Annotated in this window: 18 protein-coding genes; 8 read left to right on the top strand and 10 right to left on the bottom strand. The window is 72.6% G+C overall.

The window, feature by feature from the left end:
- The first annotated feature begins 234 nt into the window (after positions 1-234).
- Positions 235-819: a DedA family protein gene (locus tag AB0761_RS24080; protein ID WP_377271221.1), complete on the top strand. Its 585-nt coding sequence runs from the start codon at positions 235-237 to the stop codon at positions 817-819.
- A 77-nt stretch (positions 820-896) separates the two neighbouring features.
- Here the strand turns inward: AB0761_RS24080 and AB0761_RS24075 are convergent, their stop codons facing one another.
- Positions 897-2,609, bottom strand: coding sequence for a von Willebrand factor type A domain-containing protein (locus tag AB0761_RS24075; RefSeq protein WP_377271220.1), 1,713 nt, complete (start codon positions 2,607-2,609; stop codon positions 897-899).
- Between the two features lie 345 nt (positions 2,610-2,954).
- Here AB0761_RS24075 and AB0761_RS24070 point away from each other — a divergent pair, with 345 nt between their 5' ends.
- Together AB0761_RS24070 and AB0761_RS24065 are read left to right on the top strand one after the other, a co-directional pair.
- Positions 2,955-4,319, top strand: a complete 1,365-nt coding sequence (locus AB0761_RS24070) for a hypothetical protein (RefSeq protein WP_377271219.1) — start codon at positions 2,955-2,957, stop codon at positions 4,317-4,319.
- Between the two features lie 298 nt (positions 4,320-4,617).
- Positions 4,618-5,364: an SAM-dependent methyltransferase gene (locus AB0761_RS24065; protein WP_377271217.1), complete on the top strand. Its 747-nt coding sequence runs from the start codon at positions 4,618-4,620 to the stop codon at positions 5,362-5,364.
- Between the two features lie 253 nt (positions 5,365-5,617).
- Here the strand turns inward: AB0761_RS24065 and AB0761_RS24060 are convergent, their stop codons facing one another.
- From AB0761_RS24060 to AB0761_RS24035, 6 genes are read right to left on the bottom strand one after another with little or no spacing between them, the layout of a single operon-like run.
- Complete coding sequence (locus tag AB0761_RS24060; protein ID WP_377271216.1) at positions 5,618-6,526, bottom strand: alpha/beta hydrolase; 909 nt, start codon at positions 6,524-6,526, stop codon at positions 5,618-5,620.
- On the bottom strand, positions 6,523-7,635 hold the full coding sequence (locus tag AB0761_RS24055; RefSeq protein WP_377274296.1) for a branched-chain amino acid ABC transporter permease: 1,113 nt from the start codon (positions 7,633-7,635) through the stop codon (positions 6,523-6,525). The genes AB0761_RS24060 and AB0761_RS24055 overlap by 4 nt, the downstream gene beginning before the upstream one ends.
- Before the next feature lie 14 nt (positions 7,636-7,649).
- Complete coding sequence (locus tag AB0761_RS24050; protein WP_377271215.1) at positions 7,650-8,537, bottom strand: branched-chain amino acid ABC transporter permease; 888 nt, start codon at positions 8,535-8,537, stop codon at positions 7,650-7,652.
- The gene (locus tag AB0761_RS24045; protein WP_377271214.1) at positions 8,537-9,331 is read right to left on the bottom strand and encodes an ABC transporter ATP-binding protein; all 795 of its coding nucleotides are present in this window, start codon (positions 9,329-9,331) and stop codon (positions 8,537-8,539) included. Before AB0761_RS24045 ends, AB0761_RS24050 begins: the two co-directional genes overlap by 1 nt.
- Entirely contained in the window at positions 9,328-10,083 is a 756-nt protein-coding gene (locus AB0761_RS24040; protein ID WP_377271213.1) for an ABC transporter ATP-binding protein, read from the bottom strand. The genes AB0761_RS24045 and AB0761_RS24040 overlap by 4 nt, the downstream gene beginning before the upstream one ends.
- 3 nt (positions 10,084-10,086) lie before the next feature.
- A complete protein-coding gene (locus AB0761_RS24035; RefSeq protein ID WP_377271212.1) occupies positions 10,087-11,334 on the bottom strand; it encodes a substrate-binding domain-containing protein in 1,248 nt (415 codons plus the stop codon).
- Positions 11,335-11,722: 388 nt separating this feature from the next.
- On the opposite strand from AB0761_RS24035, the gene AB0761_RS24030 reads away from it, so the two are divergent.
- The 4 genes from AB0761_RS24030 to AB0761_RS24015 all read left to right on the top strand — a co-directional run bounded on the left by AB0761_RS24030 (position 11,723) and on the right by AB0761_RS24015 (position 17,488).
- The gene (locus tag AB0761_RS24030) at positions 11,723-12,487 is read left to right on the top strand and encodes a CoA transferase subunit A (RefSeq protein ID WP_377271211.1); all 765 of its coding nucleotides are present in this window, start codon (positions 11,723-11,725) and stop codon (positions 12,485-12,487) included.
- 2 nt (positions 12,488-12,489) lie between these two features.
- Positions 12,490-13,131, top strand: a complete 642-nt coding sequence (locus tag AB0761_RS24025) for a 3-oxoacid CoA-transferase subunit B (RefSeq protein WP_377271210.1) — start codon at positions 12,490-12,492, stop codon at positions 13,129-13,131.
- A 287-nt stretch (positions 13,132-13,418) separates the two neighbouring features.
- On the top strand, positions 13,419-15,539 hold the full coding sequence (locus AB0761_RS24020; protein WP_377271209.1) for a glycosyltransferase family 2 protein: 2,121 nt from the start codon (positions 13,419-13,421) through the stop codon (positions 15,537-15,539).
- Positions 15,536-17,488 (top strand): galactose oxidase-like domain-containing protein, encoded by a 1,953-nt coding sequence (locus AB0761_RS24015; RefSeq protein WP_377271208.1) that lies wholly within the window; start codon positions 15,536-15,538, stop codon positions 17,486-17,488. The genes AB0761_RS24020 and AB0761_RS24015 overlap by 4 nt, the downstream gene beginning before the upstream one ends.
- Before the next feature lie 2 nt (positions 17,489-17,490).
- On the opposite strand, the gene AB0761_RS24010 is transcribed toward AB0761_RS24015, so the two are convergent.
- Both AB0761_RS24010 and ung read right to left on the bottom strand, forming a co-directional pair.
- Positions 17,491-18,498, bottom strand: a complete 1,008-nt coding sequence (locus tag AB0761_RS24010; RefSeq protein WP_377271207.1) for a glycoside hydrolase family 6 protein — start codon at positions 18,496-18,498, stop codon at positions 17,491-17,493.
- A gap of 82 nt (positions 18,499-18,580) precedes the next feature.
- Entirely contained in the window at positions 18,581-19,270 is a 690-nt protein-coding gene (gene ung / locus AB0761_RS24005; RefSeq protein ID WP_377274294.1) for a uracil-DNA glycosylase, read from the bottom strand.
- 260 nt (positions 19,271-19,530) lie between these two features.
- Here ung and AB0761_RS24000 point away from each other — a divergent pair, with 260 nt between their 5' ends.
- Complete coding sequence (locus AB0761_RS24000; protein WP_377271205.1) at positions 19,531-20,676, top strand: nitronate monooxygenase; 1,146 nt, start codon at positions 19,531-19,533, stop codon at positions 20,674-20,676.
- A gap of 202 nt (positions 20,677-20,878) precedes the next feature.
- Here AB0761_RS24000 and AB0761_RS23995 read toward each other — a convergent pair whose 3' ends face one another.
- Positions 20,879-21,187, bottom strand: a complete 309-nt coding sequence (locus AB0761_RS23995) for a hypothetical protein (protein ID WP_377271204.1) — start codon at positions 21,185-21,187, stop codon at positions 20,879-20,881.
- Between the last annotated feature and the right edge of the window lie 218 nt (positions 21,188-21,405).

The following is a 21,405-nucleotide window of genomic DNA, read 5'->3' as shown; positions in this document are numbered from 1 at the left end:
TGGAACTTCGAGGCGCTAGGTTGTGTTGTGTTGTGAATGGCTCCGCAGAGCAGGAGTGATGCCCCGGAGAGTGTCCCCGCACTCCCCGCACCGGCTCCCGGAACCCGCAGGACCGCTTGATCCCGGCACAAAGTCCCTGTGCCCGGGCCGCGGCGGCCCTGGTCACCCCGTCGTCCCACCCGGGAGGTCGGGTCAACCGGTCAGCGGACTTTCGGGAAGTAGGGACACCAGCCCATGAACACCGCGGCGCTACTCAGCTCGTCGTGGATCTTCATCCTTGCCTTCGCGGCAGTGCTCGGCGATGCCTTCCTGCCTTTCATTCCGAGCGGCACGATGGTGATCGTGGCGGTCCTCAAGACCGCCGACCTCGACGGCGCACCCGTACTTCTGGCACTCGGTGTCGCCCTGGCCTCGTTCCTGGGCGACCTCATCCTGCTGCGGATCGCCCGGCAGGGCGGCCCCTGGCTGCAGGCCCGGCTGGACCGCCGCCCGCAGTGGGCGGGCGCCACCACCAGGGTCCAGCAGGCGCTGGAGACCCGGGCGGCACGCACCGTGATCGTGGCCCGTTTTGTGCCCGCCGGGCGGACCATCCTCGACCTCGCCATGGGCGGCAGCGAGAACCCGCGCCGCTTTGTGCGCTGGTCGGCGGTGGCGGCGCTGGTGTGGGCGGCGTACATCGTCTCTCTGGGCTGGCTCAACAGCCACTGGTTCAACACCACCTGGCTGTCCTTCGCGGTCTCCTGTGCCGCCGCCACCACCATCAGCGCCTCCATCGCCCGGGTGATCCGGCGGCAGCGCCGATTCGCCACTGCCGCCTGAACACCCACCCCCTCGGACGCCTTCCCCCGGTCTCCCGGTTCCCGGACGGGCCCGCCGCCCTGCGGCCGGTGACCGGATCAGTAGATGAGCAGCCCCGCCGCCTGGCCGACCGTGTCGGCCAGGCGCCGCACATCCAGGTCCTCCGTGGCCGTTGCCAGCCGGTCCGCGTGGGCTGCCAGCTCCTGCAGCGACGGCTCACCCGGCAGCGCCGGCACGGACGAGGTCGCCGTGTCGTCCGATCCGGTCCCGTACTCGTCCTGCGACTGACGGTGCCGCAGGACATCGGCGAAGTACGCGGCGACCGCGTCCACCTGCAGCCGCCGGGGGGCGTCCGTCCAGAGCCCCGCGGCAAGATCGCCGGCCCCGATCCGGCCCGTGGCCTCGTGCGGCTGCCTGGTGCGGGGGTCCAGCCAGCGGACGGTCGCGGTGGCCAGCGGGCCGTCGGCGCCGGGCTTCAGCCGCACCGCGTACAGCGCCGTCACCGAGTGGCCGGGGCCCACCTCGCCGCCGTCCACCCGGTCGTCGCGGAACGCCTGGTCCGGAACCCGCCGGTCGTCGAACCCGATCAACCGGAAGGAGTCGACGGCAGCCGGGTCGAAGGCGACCTGCGCCTTGGCGTCGCGGGCCCGTAGATCGAGGTTGGCGGGAAGCTGGTCCACAAAGACCTTCCGGGCGTCCTCGTCGTCGGCGACATACGAGGTGTGCCCGTCACCGCGGTCGGCGAGCTGCTCCATCAGCTGGTCGCCGTACTGGCTGCCCACGCCCACGCCGAACAGCGTGATGCCCTGCTCCCGCCGGGCTTTGGAGACCCGCTCCAGGATCGTGTCGGAATCGGTGGACCCGGTGTTGGCAAGCCCGTCCGAGAGCACCACCACCCGGTTCACGGCCCCCTCCCGGCGCTGCTCCGCGGCCTGCTGGTAGCCGAGGGTCAGCCCGGCCTCGAGGTTGGTGGACTCCTCCGGGCTCAGCCCGTCGACCGCCTGGTGCAGCCGCCGCCGGGCCGCCGCGTCCACCGGATGGACGGCCGGCACCCGCAGTCGGGCGTCCGTGCTGAAGGAGACGATCGCCATCGAGTCCTGCGGGCGCAGCCGGTCGATCAGCAGGTTCAACGCCCTGCGGACCAGATCGAGGCGGCCGGTCTCGGCCATGGAGCCGGAGGTGTCGACGACAAAGGTGAGATCGGCCGGAGCGCGGGTCTCCGGATCCTCCGAGCGGGTCGCCAGTCCGACCCTCAGCAGTGACCAGCCGTCGCCTGCGCGGGCGGTGCGCGCTCCGTCGACGGTGACCGAGAAGCCGTCCCCGTCGGGCTCCGGGTAGTCCTGGCGGAAGCTGTTGACGAACTCCTCGGGGCGGACGTCCTCCGGAGCGGGCAGACGCCCGTCGGCCAGGGTGCGGCGGGCGTAGCCGTAGGAGGCGGTGTCCACGTCGAGGGCGAAGGTGGACCGCATCGCCGCGTCCGGCGTGGCGGGCGTCGGCTCACCGGTGCGGGTGCCGGGGGTCACACCGGCCGGTGCACCGTTCTTGGCGGCACCGTTCTGGGCGGCACCGTTCTGGGCGGCCCCGTTCTGGGCGGCCCCGTTCTGGGCGGCCCCGTTCTGGGCGGCGCCGTTCTGCGGCGCCCCCGCGGCGGGGGCCTTCGGATACGGGCGGTGCTGCGCGCCGTCGGAGGTCTGGGATCCGCCGCCGCCCGAGCAGCCGGAGGCCAGCAGGCCGGCGGTCAGCAGCAGGGCTGCCGCCGGCCCGGTTCTGAGCAGTGGACGACGTCCACCGGTGTGCGTGGTGTGCTGCATCGCTCCCCCTTGCAGACACGGCCCGCCTCTCGCGGGGGCCGTTGCCGACTCTGACGCGGCGTCGGCTGCGCCGGTGCCCTCTGAGGCGTTGCGGAAATGTCTCGAAATGGCAACAAGGTGCGTTGTAGGGGAGCCGTCAGGAGGTATCGGCCGTCAGTGCGATCGACGGATCTTTGTCGTGGCACTTCCTGATTGTCGAGATTGCGGCCTGTGCAGCACCCCATGGGGATGACGGTGCCGGACGGGCTCGGTGACGGGGGCCGCCGCGACCCCTCCGCGACGGCGGATGGGCGGATCCATGCACAATTGCCCGGGCTGGTGGGGCACAACAGATCAGGGGAGATCATGGGCACCATCTCGCGCAGGACCGTCCTGGCAGCTGCAGCCTCAGCGGCTGCCCTGGGGGCGGCCGCTGCCTGCTCGGGCAGTGGCGGCGAGGGGAGCAGCGACCCGGGGCACAGGCCCAGCGGCGGCACCAGCAGCAGCAAGGGCGGTGGCGGCGGTGCCACGGGTACCGGGCTCGGCGACAAGCAGCCCGTGCGGTCCATCGGTGACGGCTCCACCGCTGACACCGGGCCGCAGCAGGGCCAGCCCAAGCCCGAGCGGCTGCAGCCCGGTCAGCGGCCTCCGCAGTTCGTGGTCTTCTCCTGGGACGGGGCGGGGGAACTGGACAACAAGCTCTTCTCCCGGTTCCGGGATCTGGCCCAGAAGCACAAGGCGTCGATGACGTTCTTCCTCAGCGGCATCTACACCCTGCCGGAGTCCAAGAAGAACCTCTACCACCCGCCGCGCCACCCGGTGGGTGCCTCCGCCATCGGCTATCTCACCGACGCGCACATCCACTCGACCCTGCAGCAGGTACGCCTCGCCTGGCTGGAGGGCCATGAGATCGGCACCCACTTCAACGGCCACTTCTGCGGGCCCGACGGTGTGGGGCGCTGGTCGCCGGCCGACTGGGACAGCGAGATCCGGCAGGCCAAGCAGTTCGTCAAGGAGTGGCGGACCAACACCGGCTTCACCGATCTTGAACCGCTGCCGTTCGACTACGACAAGGAACTGATCGGAGGGCGCACCCCCTGTCTGGAGGGCCAGCGCAATCTGCTGCCCACCGCGGCGAAGCTGGGCTGGAAGTACGACGCCAGCTCACCCGGCGAACTGCAGGTCTGGCCCGGCAAGGTCCAGGGCAACCGGATCTGGAACTTCCCGCTGCAGTCCATACCCTTCCCCGGGCACTCCTTCCAGGTGCTGTCCATGGACTACAACATCATGGCCAACCAGTCGGGAGGCTCCCCCAAGGGAGACCCGGCCCGCTGGGCCGCCTGGCGCACCCAGGCCCGGGACTCCTACCTGGCCGGCTTCCGGCGGGCCTATGACACCAACCGGGCACCGTTCTTCATCGGCAACCACTTCGAGCAGTGGAACGGCGGCATCTACATGGACGCCGTCGAGGAGGCGTTGACGGAGATCGCCGGCCACCCCGAGGTCCGGCTGGTCTCCTTCCGGCAGCTGGTGGAGTGGCTGGAGGTCCAGGACCCCGCGGTGCTCCGCAAGCTCCGCACCCTCAACCCCGGCGACAAGCCCACCGGCGGCTGGGAGTCCTTCCTCGGCACCCCGAGTCCCAGCGCGGACGCCACCTCGGGACAGTCCGGTTCCGGCACCGGCGGCCCGTCCGGCTCCGCATCGACCTCGGCGACGCCTTCCATGCCGTAGCCGTCGGAGGCGCCGGTGCGCCGGCGGCCCTGCCGGTGGGTGACCGACGACGCACCGGCCGGAGCGGGCGGCCGAGCGGGTCCCCGGGGCCGGGTGCACCGCACCTGCGCCTCTGCTCGCGGCGGGTGGTGGCGCACCGGGTCTGTGCCCGGCCGGTGCGGCGACGCATCACCGGGGCGCCCGCGGTGAGGGCCGGAACCGGGAGCGCCCCGGCCGCGCCGGCTGCGGTGCGGGCGCCCAACGGCCCGGTTCCGGAAAACCGGGTGCAGCGGGTCCGGCGGGGTGCCATGGTGCGCGCATGGACCGTCGAAGACTGAGCGCCCGCGCCCATGCCCACCACCCCGTCGCGGCGCCGCTGAGCGACACGTCCGTACGCCGGCTGCTCGACCGGGCCGTGGTGCGCGGCGACGAGCGGGCACTGGATCTGGGGTGCGGCGAGGCGGAGTGGCTGCTGCGTGCGCTGGAGCGGCACCCGCGGATGCTGGCCGAGGGGGTGGACATCGACAGCGAGACGCTGGACCGGGTGCGGGACGAGGCGGTCCGACGGGGCGTGGCCGACCGGCTGGCCCTGCACCACATGCCTGCAGCGGAGTTCACCTCCGCGCGTAGCTTCGACATTGTGCTCAGCGTCGGCGCCACCCATGCCTACGGCGGACTTCGGCAGACCCTCACCGCCGCCCAGGAGCACCTGGCGCCCGGCGGGCGGGTGCTGGTCGGTGACGCGTTCTGGGAGCGGGAGCCCCACGCCGCCGTACGGGAGCTGCTGTCCGGGCCCAGCGAGTGGGCCGATCTCGCGGGCACCGTGGATCTGGTGACCGCCGACGGCTGGACACCGGTCCATGCCCACACCAGCACCCTGGACGAGTGGGACGACTACGAGTGGTCATGGACGGGGTCGCTCGCCCAGTGGGCCCTGGACCACCCGGACCATCCCGAGGCGCAGGAGGCGCTGAAGGTGGTGGAGGAGCACCGCGCGGAGTGGCTGCGCGGGTACCGGGGCGCGCTGGGGTTCGTCACCCTGCTGCTGCGGCGCACCGCCGGCTGAGTCGCCGGCCGGCGACGCCGAGGATGGCCGTCACCGCATCCCGGGGCGATGACTGATGGGCCATCAGATCTCCCCCCGGGATGCGGACGCGGTGGGTGCGGGCGCGCTGCTCTGTGGGAGGACGGGCTCCCGGCACTCCGGTCCTCAAGGGTCGCCGCACGGCACGCGAGGGACGGCCACGTGCCCGGGGAGGGGCCGGCCGGTCGAACGGTGGGCCTCCGGGCCGGGCGGCCCATGGCGCGGCTCCCCCGGGTCAGATACGGGTTGCCCCCGGCGGTTCCGCCAGGATCAGGTCGGCGACGGTGCGGGCGCCGCGCTCGCCCAGCAGGACGGTGTAGTGGTTGGTGCCGGGGGCCGCGACGGTGGTGACGGTGGCCGGGTCCAGGGCGGCGGCGGTGAGGCGGTCCGCGTCGTACATGCCCTGGGGCTGGTCCAGCAGACCGCGTTCGGCCCAGAGCAGGGCGGCCGGGCAGGGCAGCTTTCTGATCGCCCCCGCCGCCTCCGCGTCGAGGAGCACCTGGCCGCCGTCGATGTGTACGGCCTCCGCCACGCAGGACGAGCGGAGCTCGGGCTCATGGCCGACCAGGTCGCGCTGGAGGTGGGCGTCCAGCCGGGCGGTCCACAGGTCCTCGCCGAACGCCGGATGGGCCCGCCAGAAGTCGCGGTAGGCCTCCCGGCTGGGGAACTCCTGGCCGAGGCGCGACAGCGCCGGCCCCAGGACCGCGGCCAGGGCGTCGTCCTCGGTGACGCCCTCCGGAAGCGGGAAGCTCACCGCGCCGTCGACCAGCACCACCCGGCGGACCCTCCCGGGGTGGCGGACGGCCGTGAGGGCGGCCACCCAGGCACCCATGGAGTGGCCGGCGACCACGGCGTCCGCCAGCCCCAGATGGTCCAGTACGGCTGCCGCGTCGTCGGCGTGCCGGGCAAGGCCGTAGGGCGCGGCGACCGACCGGCTGGCGGCCCGGCCGCGCAGGTCGGGCGCGACCAGGGTGACCCGCCCGGCCAGCTGCTCGGCGACCTCGCCCCAGGCGAGTCCGTTGGCGGTGATGCCGTGCAGGGCCAGCACGGTGGGCGCCGTGGGGTCGTCGGCGGGCCAGTGCAGCACCGCCAGGTCGCCGCCGGCCACGGGGACGGTGAACTCCTGCGGGTGACGACGGGTCATACGGCAGCGCCTCCGGTGCGTCGGGTGGAGCGGGTCGAACGGGCCTCGCGGATCCGGGCGGGCAGCCGCACGGCACCGCCCGGCAGCAGGTACACCACGGCGACGAAGAGGGCGCCGAGGAGGAAGAGCGGCTGGGACAGCGGGACACGCAGCACCGCGGGCAGGCCCTGCACGGCGGCCGAACCGGAGAGGTCGCCCAGCCGGTGGTCGGCCCAGGTGTAGAGGACACCGCCCAGCAGCGGGCCCCAGCGGGTGCCGGAACCGCCGAGGACCACCATGACGAGCAGTGACAGGGTGAAGTCGGAGGTGGCCGCCTGGGGGGTGGCTCCTCCCGAGAGAAGAAGGTAGACCACGCCACCGACAGCGGCGAGGGCCGCGGCGAGGACGAAGGCGACCAGCTTGAAGCCGTGGGGGCGCAGGCCCAGCACCTCCACCCGGCGTTCGTTCTCCCGGATGCCCTCCCAGACCCGTCCGGTGGGCGAGTTGACGGCCCAGTGGACGACGGCCAGGGTCAGCACCAGGTACCCGAGGGCGATCCAGTAGAGGTTGGCGGTGTTCTCGATGCCGACCAGCGCTCCGGGCAGCCGGTCGGCGGGGGCCGAGCGGCCCTCCTCGCCGCCGGTGAGCCCACCGGGGTTGCGCTGCACCAGGATCGACCCGGCCTGGGCGAAGGCGAGGGTCACCATGGAGAAGCCGATGCCGGTGACCCGCAGCGACACCGCGCCGAGCAGTGTCGCCAGCAGCACGGCGAAGGCCACACCCAGCAGCGCGGCGGGCAGCAGCGGCAGCTTCAGCTCCAGCATGGCGACGTCGGTGGCGTAGAGCCCTGCGGCGAACCAGAGGGCATGGCCGAAGGAGAGCAGCCCGGTGCGGCCCAGCAGCAGGTCGTAGCCGGTGGCGAGGGCGCCGAAGACCAGGCACAGCGCCAGCAGTTGCAGGCTTCCCGCGCTGCCGAGCGGACCGTCCAGCAGCCCCGGCAGGGGCAGCGTGCTGTAGGGCGCGGCGAGGAGCAGCAGCAGGACCGCCGCGGGCCACCAGCGGGCGGCGCTGCGCAGGCCGGAGGCCTTGCGCGGCAAGGCGGGTGGGGCTTTGTCAGTGGGGGTCTGCATGATGGTCCCGGTGGTCATGCGAGCCTCCCGGTCAGGCCGCGCGGGCGCACCAGGAGCAGTACGGCGAGCAGGACGACGACGGAGAGGTCGCCGAGCCCGGCGGCGGTGTAGTAGTTGGCGAACTGCTGGACCAGGCCGACGGCCACGGAGGCCGCGGCGGCCCCGGTGACGGAGCCCATGCCGCCCATCACGACGACCACGAACGCGAAGATCAGCAGCGAGGTGCCCTGGCCCGGGCTCACGGAGCCGAAGTAGAGGCCGCCCAGGGCACCGGCGAGGGCGGCGGCTGCGCCGCCGATGGCGAAGACGAGGGTGAAGGCCTTGCGTACGTCGATGCCCAGGGCGGTGACCATCGCCCGGTCCTCGACCCCGGCGCGTACGACGAGGCCGTGACGGGTGCGGCCGAGGAAGAGCTTGAGGGCGGCGAGGACGGCGGCCGCGGCGGCGATCAGGATCAGACGGTTGACGGGCACGGCGGCGCCGAGCAGATGGAAGGTGCCGGCCAGCGCGTCCGGCTGGGGGAACGGGCGGGCGTCCGCGCCCCAGACGGCCATCAGCAGCGCGGGCACCGCGAGGCCCACGCCGACGGTGGCGAGGACCTGTTCCCGCGGGCGCGAGTAGAGGGGGCGGATCAGGGCGAGTTCCAGCAGGACGGCCGCGGCGGTGCCCACCGCCGTACCGAAGACGACGGAGAGGAGGAAGCCCGCGCCACCGGGTCCGGCGCCGGGGAGGTTGCCGTCGGCGGCCCACCAGGTGGCATAGGCGCCGACCGAGAGCAGCGCGCCGTGGGCGAAGTTGAGCACATCCATCAGACCGAAGATCAGCGACAGTCCGGAGGCGGTGAGGAAGTAGAGCGCACCCAGGCCGAGACCGGTGAGGGTGAGCAGGACGACGGTGTCCATCAGGGGCTGGCCTCCTGCGGGGCTGCTGCCTGGGCGGTGGCCGTGGCTGCGGGGTGACGGCCGACGCCCAGGAGCCGGCGGGCTGCTTCGGGGTCCTGGAGGAGTTCGGCGGTGGGGCCTGCGTGGGCGGTGCGGCCGTCGGCGAGCACGGTGCAGTCGCCCGCCAGCCGGCGCACCACGGCCAGGTTCTGCTCCACCAGCAGGACCGGCACGGCTTGCGCGGCGCGTTCCAGCACCTGGGCGACCTCGGTGACGACCTTGGGTGCGAGGCCCTTGGTGGGTTCGTCGGCGATGATCAGCCGGTTGCGGTTGAGCAGGGTACGGCCGATGGCGACCATCTGCTGCTGGCCTCCAGAGAGGGTGCCGGCGGCCTGCCTGGCACGCTGTCTGAGCTCGGGGAAGAGGCTGTGCACCAGGGCGTAGTCGGGGTCGGGGTCGCGTTCGGCGAGGCGGAGGTTCTCGGCGACGGTGAGCGCGGCGAAGACACCTCGGTCCTCGGGTGCGTAGCCGATGCCGCGGCGCACCGCGGCGTGGGTGGGCAGCCGTACCGTCTCCTCGCCGTCGAACAGGACGCTGCCGGTGCGCGGCACCAGGCCGAGGACGGCCTTGACGGTGGTGGTCTTGCCGGCGCCGTTGCGGCCGAGCAGGGCGGTGACGCCGGCCGGGGCGACGTCCAGGTCGACGCCGTGCAGGATGTGGCGGCCGCCGATGACCACACGCAGGTCGCGTACGGACAGCAGGGGGGCTGCGGTCCCGGGGCCGCCAGCGGTGGCGGATGTTCCGGCGGTTGTCACAGCGCCTCCCCGAGGTAGGCCTGCTGCACGGTGGTGTCGGCCATCACGGCCGCCGGGGTGTCCAGGGCGAGCAGGGTGCCGTGGTGCATCACGGCCAGCCGGTCGGCCAGACCGAGCAGGACGTCCATGTGGTGCTCGACCATGAGCACCGTCCGCCCCTGGTCGCGATGGACGGAGCGGATGAGTTCGGTGAGGGCGGGCACCTCCTCCGCGGAGACGCCCGCCATGGGTTCGTCGAGCAGGATCAGCCGGGGCTCGCCGACCAGCAGCACGGCCAGCTCCAGCTTGCGCTTCTCGCCGTGGGAGAGGTCACCGGCCGGGGTGTCGGCGCGATGGGCGAGCCCGGTGCGCTCCAGGGTCTCGGCGACCTGCCGGGGGTAGCGGTCGGCCCGCCGCCAGATCCGGTAGGAGGTCCGCCCCGCAGCCTGGGCGGCGAGGCGGACATGGTCGGCGGCGGTCATCCCCGGCCACAGGGAGGAGGTCTGGAAGGTCCGGCCCAGGCCGCGGCGGGCCCTGGCGTGGACGGGCTCAGCGGTGATCTCGGCGCCGTCCAGGGCGATCGTCCCGGTGGTGGCCCCGGTGAGGCCGGAGATCAGATTGAACAGAGAGGTCTTGCCTGCGCCGTTGGGCCCGATGAAGGCAACGAACTCGCCCTGGGCGACGTCCAGGGAGACGTCCTCGACGATGGTGGCCCCGCCCACCGTCCAGCCGAGCCCGCGCAGCCGCAGCACGGGGGTTGCCGGGTGGGTCATGGTTCAGCCCGCGGTCTTGGCGACCGGCGGGGCCACCTGGTCAGGACCGAGGACCTTCTCCACCGACGGCTTGGCGTCGGCGCCGCTGCCGGTGAGCTTCACCTGGAACATGGGCTGGAGCAGCGCGTGGTCCTCGGCGCGGATGGTGAGCCGCCCCTTGACCCCTTCGAAGGACCAGCCCTCCAGGGCCTTCACCAGGGCGTCGGTGTCCCCGGTCTGACCGCTCGTGGCCTCCAGCGCATGGACGGTCATCTGGGCCGCGGTGAACCCGTCGGGACTGAAGAGGTCGGGAGTGGCCCCGGCCTTCTCCAGCGACGCGGTCATGGCCTTCTCCACGGCGGTGCCCGCGGCCCCGGCGAAGTAGTGGTCGAGGAAGGAGATCTTCTCCCCGGCCGCACCGAACAGCGGATAGGAGGCGGCCAGGTCGAGCCCGGTGACCACCTTGGTGGCGGAGAAGACGCCTTGCTGGTTGAGGGACTGCCACAGCGCCGGGGCGGTCTCCCCGGCCCAGGCGACAAAGAGCAGGTCCGGCTTGGCCGCCTTGGCCTGCTTGGCGAAGGGGGTGAGGTCGGTGGCGCTGGGCGGTGCCAGTACGGAGCCCACCGCCGCTCCCTCGCCGCCCAGCACGGCCTTGACCGCCGCGACGTTGGCCTGGCCGAAGGCGCTGTCCTGGGCCAGCACCGTGACCTTGCGGCCCTTGGCGTCGCCGATGAAGGAGGCCGCGGTGAGGATGTCCTGGTAGCTCTGGCGCCCGGAGCGGAAGGTGTACTTGTTGATGCCGGTGACCTGGTCGGCTGCGGCCGGCCCGCTGATGAACAGCACCTTGTTCTGGGCGGCGATCGGGGCGAGTTGCAGGGCCACGCCGGAGGCGGTGGATCCCGCGAGGACCTTGTAGCCCTTGCCGATCAGGTCCTTGGCCTCGGACACGGCCTTGGCCGGGTCGCCGGCGTCGTCCTGCTCGGTGATCTGCACCGGGTGGCCGGCGACCGCTCCGGTGCCCTTGGTGGCGTAGTCCAGACCGGCCTTGAAGCCCTCCAGGTACTGCTTGCCGTAGGCGGCGAGCGGACCCGTCCGGGAGTAGACCAGACCGACCTTGACCGGTGCCTTGGCGGCATCGCCGCTGCCGGCGCCGTCCCCGGCGGTGCCGGCGGTTCCGGCCTTGGCGCAGCCCGCCGCGAGCACGACGCTCGCGGCCAGCAGCACCAGGGTGCGGGCGGGTCTGCGGGTACTGCGGGGGCTGGACTGGCGCATGGTGACCGACTCCTGGCGGCTGCGGTGGCATGGGGGCTGCCGGAACCGTAGGAGGAGCCCGCCGCGGCGCACATGTGGCCGGATGCCGTTTCCCGGCCGGGAGTTGTGTGGCCGTCCCACATGGAAGGCGGACGAGCGCCGCCGGGAGGGTGGTCGATGTGGCCGCCCGGCCCATTGAGGCGGGCCCCGGAAGCGGGCCCGTGGCCGGTCCGTGCAACCAGGGCGCGTGACCAGGACGCGTGACCAGGCCGTACGACCAGGCCGTGCAACCAGGGCGCGTGACCAGGCCGTGCACCCGAGACGGCCGGTCGGCCGGGCCGGAGAGCCGGATGGCAACGCCGGGCGACAGGAGCCGGGCGATCGGGCCACACAATCGGAGAGGAATGCGATGGACAAGGTCCTGCACTCCGCCGCGGAAGCGGTGGCGGACATCCCCGACGGGGCGCTGCTGGCCGTCGGCGGCTTCGGGCTCTGCGGTATCCCGTCGACGCTGATCGGCGCGCTGGCCGCGGCGGGCACCGGCGGGCTGCGGGTGGTCTCCAACAACTGCGGTGTGGACGACTGGGGTCTCGGCATCCTGCTGGCTGCCGGCCGCATCGTCCGGATGACCTCGTCCTATGTGGGCGAGAACAAGGAGTTCGCCCGCCAGTACCTCTCCGGGGAACTGGAGGTGGAGCTCACCCCCCAGGGCACCCTGGCCGAGCGACTTCGGGCCGGCGGCGCCGGCATTCCGGCATTCTTCACCCCGGCCGGGGTGGGCACCCAGGTCGCCGACGGCGGTCTGCCGTGGCGCTACCGCTCCGACGGCAGCGTCGCGGTGGCCTCCCCGCCCAAGGAGGTGCGGGAGTTCGACGGCCGGCGGTATCTGCTGGAGGAGGCGATCACCGCAGACTTCGCACTGGTGCGGGCGTCGGTGGCGGACCGCCACGGCAACTGCGCCTTCCATGCCGCGGCCCGCAACTTCAATCCGCTGTGCGCCTCCGCCGGCCGGGTCACCCTGGTGGAGGCGGAGCGCATCGTGGAGCCCGGCGAACTGCCGCCGGACGCCGTCCATCTGCCCGGGGTCTATGTGGACCGGGTGGTCGCCGCCGATCCGTCCGACAAACGCATCGAGCGCCGTACCGTGCGCCCCCTCGCTCCCCAGGAGATCTGACCATGGCCCTCGACCGTGAACTGCTGGCAGCCCGGGCCGCCCGGGAACTGCGGGACGGGGAGTACGTCAACCTGGGCATCGGCCTGCCCACCCTGATCCCGAACCATCTGCCGCCGGGTGTCCGGGTGGTCCTGCACTCGGAGAACGGCATTCTGGGTGTCGGCCCCTATCCGGAGCAGGGTGACGAGCATCCCGATCTGGTCAATGCGGGCAAGGAGACGGTGACCACCGCCCCCGGCGCGGCGTACTTCGACTCGGCGGTGTCCTTCGGCATGATCCGGGCGGGCCGGATCGATGTCTCGGTGCTGGGGGCGATGCAGGTCTCCGCCCGTGGTGACCTGGCGAACTGGATGATCCCCGGCAAGGCCGTGAAGGGCATGGGCGGCGCCATGGACCTGGTGCACGGCGCACGCCGGCTGATCGTGGTGATGGAGCACACCGCGAGGGACGGCTCGCCCAAGATCGTCGAGGAGCTGGACCTGCCGGCCACCGGGCGTGGCATGGTCGACCGGATCGTGACCGACCTGGCCGTCATCGATGTCACTCCGGACGGACTGCGGCTGGTCGAGCTCGCCCCGGGCGTCAGTGAGGAACAGGTCCGGGCGGCGACCGGGGCACATCTGGCCATTCCGGTTCAAAACTGACCGAATGTCATGGGGCGTACACCCGAGCACAGTTCGATTCCGTTATCACACAATCAATTGAAGATGGCCCGTCAATGTTAAATCTTCACTATAGAAAGGCAGCCACTCCACGAATCTGTTGCGATCAAGCGTGCGGCCCGCGACAGTTGGCGTGCAAGTCGGGACGGCGTCGCAGCGAATGACCCTGGGGGGAACGACGTCGTCCGACCTGGCGCCCTGCGCCGGGCGGGGGGAGTCCCCGAGCCGCACAGCCGGCTCCGGGGTCATGGGTCTGTGGGGGCAGACCCATGACCCCGCACGGGTGCTTCCGCACCCGCGGCTTCGGCATCCCGTCATTCCCCCTGGGGCAGAGCGACGGCGAGCGTCATACGCCCGCCAGGGGGGTTGCCGAGATGACGCAGGTCTCCGCCGGACCGCCACCCGTACCGCGCGCCACACCGTCCGACGGCGCACCGCCAGGCACCCCCGCGCCGGGGGCCGTCCGCCTGGCCGGGCCCGCAACCGCGACCGCAACCGCGACCGCAACCGCAACCGCACCCGGGACCTCGGCCGCAACCGAGCCGCCGACCGCGCACACCGCCCCGGCATCCGCCCCGGACCCGATCGCCGGCGCGGCCCCGGACCTGCAGTCGATCCCGGACCCGCAGTCGATCCCGGGCCCAGTCCCGAGCCCCGACCCGCACCCACCCGCCGGCCCACCGCCCGGCTACGACTACTCCCGCTACAGCCGCCTCGCCGGCCCGCTCACCGAACCGGGCCTCCGCCGCCCCTACCGGGTCGAGTACCGCAGCCTGCTGCGCCTGGAACGCCACCGCATCCGCGCCGCCCTGCTGCTGACCGGCGCACCCCTGCTGGAGGCCGCACTGCTGGTGTGGCTGCTGCTCCCCTGGCACTGGCCGCACCGCCCCGGGGAGCAGCACATCTGGCTGCTGGTCGGCGACAAGGTGATGATCTCCATCGTGTCGGCCATCGAGGTCTTCCGCCTCATCAATGTGGTCTCCAACTCCCATGCCACCCTGGTCGCCCGTGACCCCGTCCCGGTGACGCCGCAGTCCGGCACCCGGGTGGCCTTCCTCACCACCTGCGTGCCCGGCAAGGAGCCGCCCGCGATGGTCAGGGCGACGCTCCGCGCCGCGCTGCGGGTGCACCACGACGGGCCGTACGACGTCTGGCTGCTGGACGAGGGCAACGACCCCGGGCTGCGGGCGCTCTGCGCCGACCTCGGAGTGCGGCACTTCTCCCGCCGCGGCGTGGCCGAGTGGAACCGGCCGAGCGGCCGCTACCGCGCCCGCACCAAGCACGGCAACTACAACAGCTGGCTGCAGGCGCACGGCTCCGACTACGACTTCTTCGTCTCCGTGGACACCGACCATGTCCCCCTGCCCGGCTTCTGCGAGCGGATGCTGGGCTACTTCCGCGACCCCGACGTCGCCTTCGTGGTGGGGCCGCAGGTCTACGGCAACTACGACTCGGCGGTCACCAAGGCCTCCGAGAGCCAGCAGTTCCTCTTCCACGCGCTGATCCAGCGGGCGGGCAACCGCTACGGCTCCCCGATGTTCGTCGGCACCAACAACGCCGTCCGAGTCAGCGCGCTCCAGCAGATCGGCGGCCTGTGCGACTCCATCACCGAGGACATGGCCACCGGCCTGGAGTTCCACCGCACGCGCAATCCGCAGACCGGCAGCCGCTGGAAGTCCGTCTACACCCCGGATGTGCTCGCCGTCGGCGAGGGACCCTCCTCCTCGTGGACCGACTTCTTCAGCCAGCAGCTGCGCTGGAGCCGGGGCACCTACGAGACGCTGCTGCGGCAGTTCTGGCGGGCTGCCTGGGGGCTGTCCCCGGGCCGGCTGCTCAACTACACCCTGATGGTCTGCTTCTACCCGATGGCGGCGCTCACCTGGCTGCTGGGCGGCGTCTCCAGCGTGCTCTACCTGGGCTTCGGAGCCTCCGGCGTCCATGTCCCCGCGCAGACCTGGATGATGCTCTACAGCGACGCCGCCGCGCTCCAGGTACTGCTCTACACCTGGAACCGGCGCCACAACGTCTCCCCGCACGAGCCCGAGGGGTCCTCCGGGGTGGCGGGGATGCTGATGTCCGCGCTGTGCGGACCCATCTACGCCGCTGCGCTGCTCCAGGCGCTGCTCCGCCGCGGCAGCGCCTTCGTGGTGACGCCCAAGGGCGGCTCGACCAGCCCCGACCGGCTGCGGACCTTCCGTATCCACCTGTTCTGGGCGGCGGTCTTCGGCGGCTCCCTCGCCGCCTCCTTCTTCACCGGCAACACCCATGCGGCGATGCGCACCTGGGCCTGCATCGCGCTCTTCTTCAGCCTGCTGCCCCTGCTGATCCAGGGCGCCGAGCGGGCCCGGGCCGCACATGCGGCACATCACCAGGGGGGTGACCGGACATGATGTTCCAGACGACCGGCAGGACCAGGCGGCTCGCGATGGGCAGCACCGTGTTCCTGGCCGTGGCCGGGATGAACGCACCTGCTGTGCTCGGCTTCGCCGGCGACCAGTACCACCGCTATGTGATCTCCCGGCCGGCCTACAAAGCGGCCTACGGCTTCTGGCAGACCATCCACATACCCGAGGCGTTCCGGGTCAACGCCATCCATGCCACGCTGCTGCACACCGGCAAGCTGCTGATCGTCGCCGGCTCCGGGAACAACCAGCAGAACTTCGACGCGGGCACCTTCAGGACCCTGCTGTGGGACCCGGTACGCAACAGCTACAAACTGATCCCCACCCCGGTCGACATGTTCTGCAGCGGACACGCCGCGTTACCGGACGGCCGGGTGCTGGTGGCCGGCGGCACGCTGCGCTACGAGGCGCTGGACGGCGCCGTGAAGAAGGCCGCCGGCACCATGCGGGTCCGCAATGAGAACCCAGACCGGGCGCACAGCTTCCCCAAGGGCACCGTCTTCGTCGCACCGGACGGCAGGCGGTACCGCTCCACCGCCCGGGTGTCGGTGCCCGCCGCCACCAAGACCGTCAGCTGGACCACCGACCGGACCGGGGGGCGCCACCAGCGGGTCACGGTCACCGCGGGCGAGCAGCATGTCTTTGTGGAGGCGGTCGCCGAGGGCGCCGGCTACACCACCAGCACCGCGGCGCAGTACACCATCCAGGGCCTCATCGGGGACGACGCCCGCAACCTCTACGGCATGGCCGAGAAGATGACCCTCGACAAGCAGGACTTCCAGGGCATCCGCGCCGCCTATGAGTTCAACCCGGACACCGAGCGCTACGAGCGGGTGCCCGACATGGCGTACGCCCGCTGGTACCCCACCCTCACGGGGCTGCCGGACGGCCGGGTGGTCACCGTCTCCGGTCTGGACGACACCGGGCAGGTCCTCACCGGCAACGACAACGAGATCTTCGATCCGGCCACCCGGACCTGGTCCAAGGCGCCCGACCACTACTTCCCCACCTATCCGGCGCTCTTCCTGACCGCCAAGGGGCAGCTCTTCTACTCCGGTTCCAACTCCGGCTACGGCCCGGCGACCAAGGGCCGCACCCCCGGCATCTGGGACCTGAGCGACGACAGCTTCACCGTGGTCCCGGGGTTGCGTGCACCGGACCGTCTGGAGACCTCGTCCTCGGTGCTGCTGCCGCCCGCCCAGAACCAGAAGGTGATGGTGCTGGGCGGCGGCGGGGTCGGTGAGTCGGCGAAGTCCACCGCGCGCACCGACATCGTGGACCTCTCCGCGCCGGACCCGCACTTCACCCCCGGCCCCGACCTGCCCGCAGGCGGCACCCGCTACCTCAACAGCGTGATCCTGCCGGACGACACCGTGTTCACCACCGGCGGCTCCGCCGACTACCGGGGCAAGCACAGCAGCGACATCCTCAAGGCGCAGATGTACCACCCGGAGAGCAACACCTTCAGCACGGCCGCCGCGCCGTCGATCGGCCGCGACTACCACTCCGAGGCGCTGCTGCTGCCCGACGGACGGGTCGTCACCCTGGGCTCCAACCCGCTGTTCGCGGACCGGGCCGACACCGAGCCGGGCTCCTTCGAGCAGCGGATCGAGATCTTCACCCCCGCCTATCTCTTCCATGGTCCCCGGCCGGAGCTCACCGGCGGGCCGGCGACCGTGCACCGCGGCGCCACCGCGGTCTTCGCCACCCCGGACTCGGCCGGGATCGCCACCGCCCGGCTGATGCGGCCCAGTTCGGTCACCCATGTCACCGATGTGGAGCAGCGCTCGGTGGCGCTGGGGGTCACCCGGGAGCAGGGCGCGGTACGGCTGTCGGTACCGGCCAGTGCCGCGCTGCTGCCGCCGGGCTGGTACATGCTCTTTGTCACCGACCGCTCCGGCACCCCCTCGGTGGCCCGCTGGGTGCAGGTGGGCTGAGTTCAGCGCCCGGTGTTGCGCACCAACTCCAAGGCGTAGTCCGTCCAGAAGCGGCCCGGTGCGGGTGCACCGGGCCGGCACTGCCCGTCGGACTCCCCGGGGTTCTTGATCCACAGATAGGCGTCCACCCGCTCGCGGCCGGTGCGGGTGGTCGGCGCCTCGCCCAGTGCCCGGCCCGGCGGGTTGCACCACTCGTCGCCGCCGAGCGGGCCGTTGCCGTTGCGACTGGTGTCGATGACGAAGTGGGCGCCGCCCAGCGCGGCCGAGATCCGCTGTCCGTAGGCGGCACTCTCCTGGGTGGAGTAGAAGTTGGCTACATTGACGGCGAAGCCGGCGGCACGGCCGACGCCCGCCCTGCGCAGCGCGGCCGCCAGCTGCTCGGGCTGCTTCACCCACCCGGCGTTCCCTGCGTCCAGATAGACCCGGACCCGGGGGCGGCGGCCCAACTCCTCCACCGCGTCGGCCAGCAGGGCATAGCGTTCGTCGGCGTCGGCGCCGCGCAGACAGCCGTCCAGGGTGTGCGCCACGGCGTCGGGCTCCAGCACCACCCAGGCAGCCCGGTCGGAGATCCCGGCGGCCACCTCGGCGATCCAGGAGCGGTAGGCGGCCGCATCCGCGGCGCCACCGGCCGAGTACTGGCCGCAGTCCCGATGGGGGATGTCATAGGCGACCAGCAGCGCGGTGCGGCCGACCCGGGAGGCCTCCAGGGTCAGCTGCTCCGCCTGGGCCCTGGCGTCCGGGCCGCCCAGCCACAGGGCGCCCGGCTGGTCGGCGATCCTGGCCAGCTCGGCGGCCTCCTGCGTCCGGCCCTCCCGGCGCAGCTCGGCGGTCTGCTGAGCCGCCGAACCGGTCCCGGAGACATAGAAGAGCTGGCCGGAGGGTTGCACAGGGACCGCCGGAACGGACGGCGCCGCAGCCCCCACCCGGCCCGACCCGGACTGGGTGCAGCCCGCGGCGGCCGCTGTGAACAGCAGCACCGCGGCGACCGCCCCGCTCCATCCGCGACGCACCCCGCCCCCTCCCCGACAGGCCCGCACGGCCTCCAGCTTGGCACAGCGGCCCACCGGGAAAGGGGGTTTCGCAGACGGCCCGTCAGCCCTGGTGAAGGTCCGGAATCCGCCAGTCCAGGGGCTGGTGACCCAGGTCCGCCAGCGCCTTGTCGATCTGGGAGAAGGGACGGCTGCCGAGGAACAGCTTGGCCGACAGCGGCGACGGGTGCGCCCCCTGCACCACCACATGCCGGGTGGTGTCGATCAGCGGCAGCTTCTTCTTGGCGTAGTTGCCCCAGAGCACAAAGACGCAGGGCTCCGCACGGTCGCTGACCGCACGGATCACCGCATCGGTGAACTTCTCCCAGCCCTTGCCCTTGTGCGAGTTGGCCTCGTGGGCACGGACCGTCAGCACCGCGTTGAGCAGCAGCATGCCCTGCTCGGCCCAGTGCATCAGATAGCCGTTGTCCGGGGTCTCCACCCCGAGGTCGGCCTTGAGCTCCTTGAAGATGTTGCGGAGCGACGGGGGGACCTTGGTCCCCGGGCGGACCGAGAAGCACATGCCGTGCGCCTGGCCGTCGTCGTGGTAGGGGTCCTGACCGAGCACCAGGACACGCACCCGCTCGTACGGAGTGGCCTGGAGCGCCGAGAAGACCTCACCGCGCGGCGGGAAGACCTGGTGCTCGGCCCGCTGCTCGGCCACAAAGGCCGCCAGCTGCCGGAAGTAGGGCTGCGCGGTCTCGTCGGCGAGCACCGACCGCCAGGACTCCGGCAGCGCGAACTCCTCCAGCAGCTCCCCCTCGGCCGACCCCTCCACCGGCCCCGCCACCGACTCAGCGCCCGACACGTCCGACACGTCAACGACCTCCCACAGCACGGATCCTCCGGACGGCCGACCTCTGCGCGGCCCTCCCCCTTCAGCAAGCACCGTATACGCCACCGCCGACAGCCCGACCCGCCGCAGGTCGAGCGGGTGGCCGGAAGGGGGGTGCCGAGCCCTCGGACGGGTACGGTCGATCCAGACGCTCCCGCAACCCGGAGGAGGCCGCCGTCGTGAACGGCACCGAGCACCACCCCGCCCCGCTCCCCCGCACGCTCCTCTCGCGGCTGCCGCACCCGGTGGTGCAGGCCCCCATGGCGGGTGGCGCCTCCACACCGGCGCTCACCGCGGCGGTCTCGGGCGCCGGCGGCCTGGGCTTCCTCGCGGGCGGCTACACATCCCCGCAGGCGCTCCGCGAGGAGATCGCGCTGACCCGGACGCTCACCGACGCGCCGTTCGGCGTCAATGTCTTCGCACCCACCCTTCCTGCCCCGCACGCGGCGCAGACCGCCGCCCGCTACCGGGAGGAACTGGCAGGCGAGGGCGAGCGGTACGGCACCGCGCTGCCGCCCGTACCCGACTGGGACGACGACGCCTACGAGGAGAAGCTGGATGTGCTCGCCGAGACGGCGGTGCCCCTGGTCTCCTTCACCTTCGGCTGCCCCGACCCGGACACCATCGCCAGGCTCCAGTCCGGTGGCACCGAGATCGCCGTCACCGTCACCTCCCCCGAGGAGGCGGTGACCGCGCTGCGCGCCGGTGCCGACATCCTGGTGGTGCAGGGCCCCGAGGCGGGCGGCCACCGGGGCTCCTTCGAACCGCTGGGCATCGCCGACACCGGGCCCGGCCTGCTGGAACTGCTGCCCGCGGTCCGCAAGGCGGTGGAGGAGGACGGCGCCCGGATGCCGCTGCTGGCGGCCGGCGGGGTGATGGACGGCGCCGGACTGGCGGCCGTGCTCGCCGCCGGGGCGGCGGCCGGGCAGCTGGGCACCGCTTTCGTCGCCACCCCGGAGAGCGGCGCGCACCCGCTGCACAAGCGGGCCCTCACCGATCCGCGCTGGACGGAGCACGGCGCCTTCGGCTCCTCCACCACGGTCACCACGGCCTTCTCGGGACGCGCAGCCCGCGCCCTGGTCAACCGGTTCGTCGCGGAGCACCGCGCGGCCGCGCCCACCTCCTGCTTCCCGCTGGTGAACCATCTGACGGCGCCACTGCGCCGGGCGGCCGCCGAACAGGGCGACCCGGACGGCATGGCGCTGTGGGCGGGCACCGGCCACCGGCTGGCCCGCACCATGCCCGCGGCGGAGCTGGTGGAGCTGCTGGTCACCGAGCTGGCCGAGGCCACCGGCACCCCCCACGGCCACCGCGCCGCCCCCTGACGCAGGCCCGGGGCGGCCGCTCGGGCCCGGGCCGCCTGCGCAGCGCCGCCTCGGATCCCTTCACGTACCCCGCCGGTTCTCCGGCCTGCGACGCAACCGCCGACCGACCCCCGAGCCGGGCGGGAACGGTCGGCGGTGGTCGTCGTCGGGCGACACCGGTTCACCCTGTACGGCCCGGGGACGGCAGAAGCCGGGTGGGGCTCTATCGCGGGTGGCTCCGAGAGGGATCCCAGCCGACCGAGACGGCCCAGGTGAGACCGGGATCAGCGGTCACCCTGAGCGAGGCCGCCGTTCTCGGGGCCCCGGACTCATAGGCGTTGGCACTGCCGTCAGCGTGGTCGAAGCACGGCTCGGTGTAGATGCCGAGCGACCCTGCGTCCACCGTCAGCGTGCCGGCGCCCTGGCACTCCATGGCCACCCAGGCCGTGCCCGGGGCGATCCTGCCGGGCAGCGCCATCGTCAGGTCCCCGGTACGCCGCCCGGTGCTGGCCAGCACCTTCATGCCCGTCACGCCCGTCAGGTTCTGCTCGGGATCGCGCCACGGCGCACTGCTGCCGGTTGCCGCAGGCGCAGCCGTCCGCTGCACCGAAGCAGTGGGCCGGTGCGAAGCGGCGGACCGCTGCTGTCCGCTGCAGCCGCTCAGGGCCACAACCGTGACGGCGGAACAGATCAGAGCACGTCGCCGCAGCGCGAGCTTCGTCATCAAACCCCCCAAGACCCGTCGGCGCT

Source organism: Peterkaempfera podocarpi, from assembly GCF_042466665.1.
GTDB lineage: Bacteria > Actinomycetota > Actinomycetes > Streptomycetales > Streptomycetaceae > Peterkaempfera > Peterkaempfera podocarpi.
The sequence above is the reverse complement of the archived record's forward strand: the minus strand, read 5'-3'. Positions and strand labels throughout refer to the sequence as shown.

Excerpts from the sequence above, each read along its gene's own strand:
- AB0761_RS24080 (WP_377271221.1), top strand. The coding sequence starts at position 235 with ATGAACACCGCGGCGCTACTCAGCTCGTCGTGGATCTTCATCCTTGCC.
- AB0761_RS24075 (WP_377271220.1), bottom strand. The coding sequence starts at position 2,609 with ATGCAGCACACCACGCACACCGGTGGACGTCGTCCACTGCTCAGAACC.
- AB0761_RS24070 (WP_377271219.1), top strand. The coding sequence starts at position 2,955 with ATGGGCACCATCTCGCGCAGGACCGTCCTGGCAGCTGCAGCCTCAGCG.
- AB0761_RS24065 (WP_377271217.1), top strand. The coding sequence starts at position 4,618 with ATGGACCGTCGAAGACTGAGCGCCCGCGCCCATGCCCACCACCCCGTC.
- AB0761_RS24060 (WP_377271216.1), bottom strand. The coding sequence starts at position 6,526 with ATGACCCGTCGTCACCCGCAGGAGTTCACCGTCCCCGTGGCCGGCGGC.
- AB0761_RS24055 (WP_377274296.1), bottom strand. The coding sequence starts at position 7,635 with ATGCAGACCCCCACTGACAAAGCCCCACCCGCCTTGCCGCGCAAGGCC.
- AB0761_RS24050 (WP_377271215.1), bottom strand. The coding sequence starts at position 8,537 with ATGGACACCGTCGTCCTGCTCACCCTCACCGGTCTCGGCCTGGGTGCG.
- AB0761_RS24040 (WP_377271213.1), bottom strand. The coding sequence starts at position 10,083 with ATGACCCACCCGGCAACCCCCGTGCTGCGGCTGCGCGGGCTCGGCTGG.
- AB0761_RS24035 (WP_377271212.1), bottom strand. The coding sequence starts at position 11,334 with ATGCGCCAGTCCAGCCCCCGCAGTACCCGCAGACCCGCCCGCACCCTG.
- AB0761_RS24030 (WP_377271211.1), top strand. The coding sequence starts at position 11,723 with ATGGACAAGGTCCTGCACTCCGCCGCGGAAGCGGTGGCGGACATCCCC.
- AB0761_RS24025 (WP_377271210.1), top strand. The coding sequence starts at position 12,490 with ATGGCCCTCGACCGTGAACTGCTGGCAGCCCGGGCCGCCCGGGAACTG.
- AB0761_RS24020 (WP_377271209.1), top strand. The coding sequence starts at position 13,419 with ATGACCCCGCACGGGTGCTTCCGCACCCGCGGCTTCGGCATCCCGTCA.
- AB0761_RS24015 (WP_377271208.1), top strand. The coding sequence starts at position 15,536 with ATGATGTTCCAGACGACCGGCAGGACCAGGCGGCTCGCGATGGGCAGC.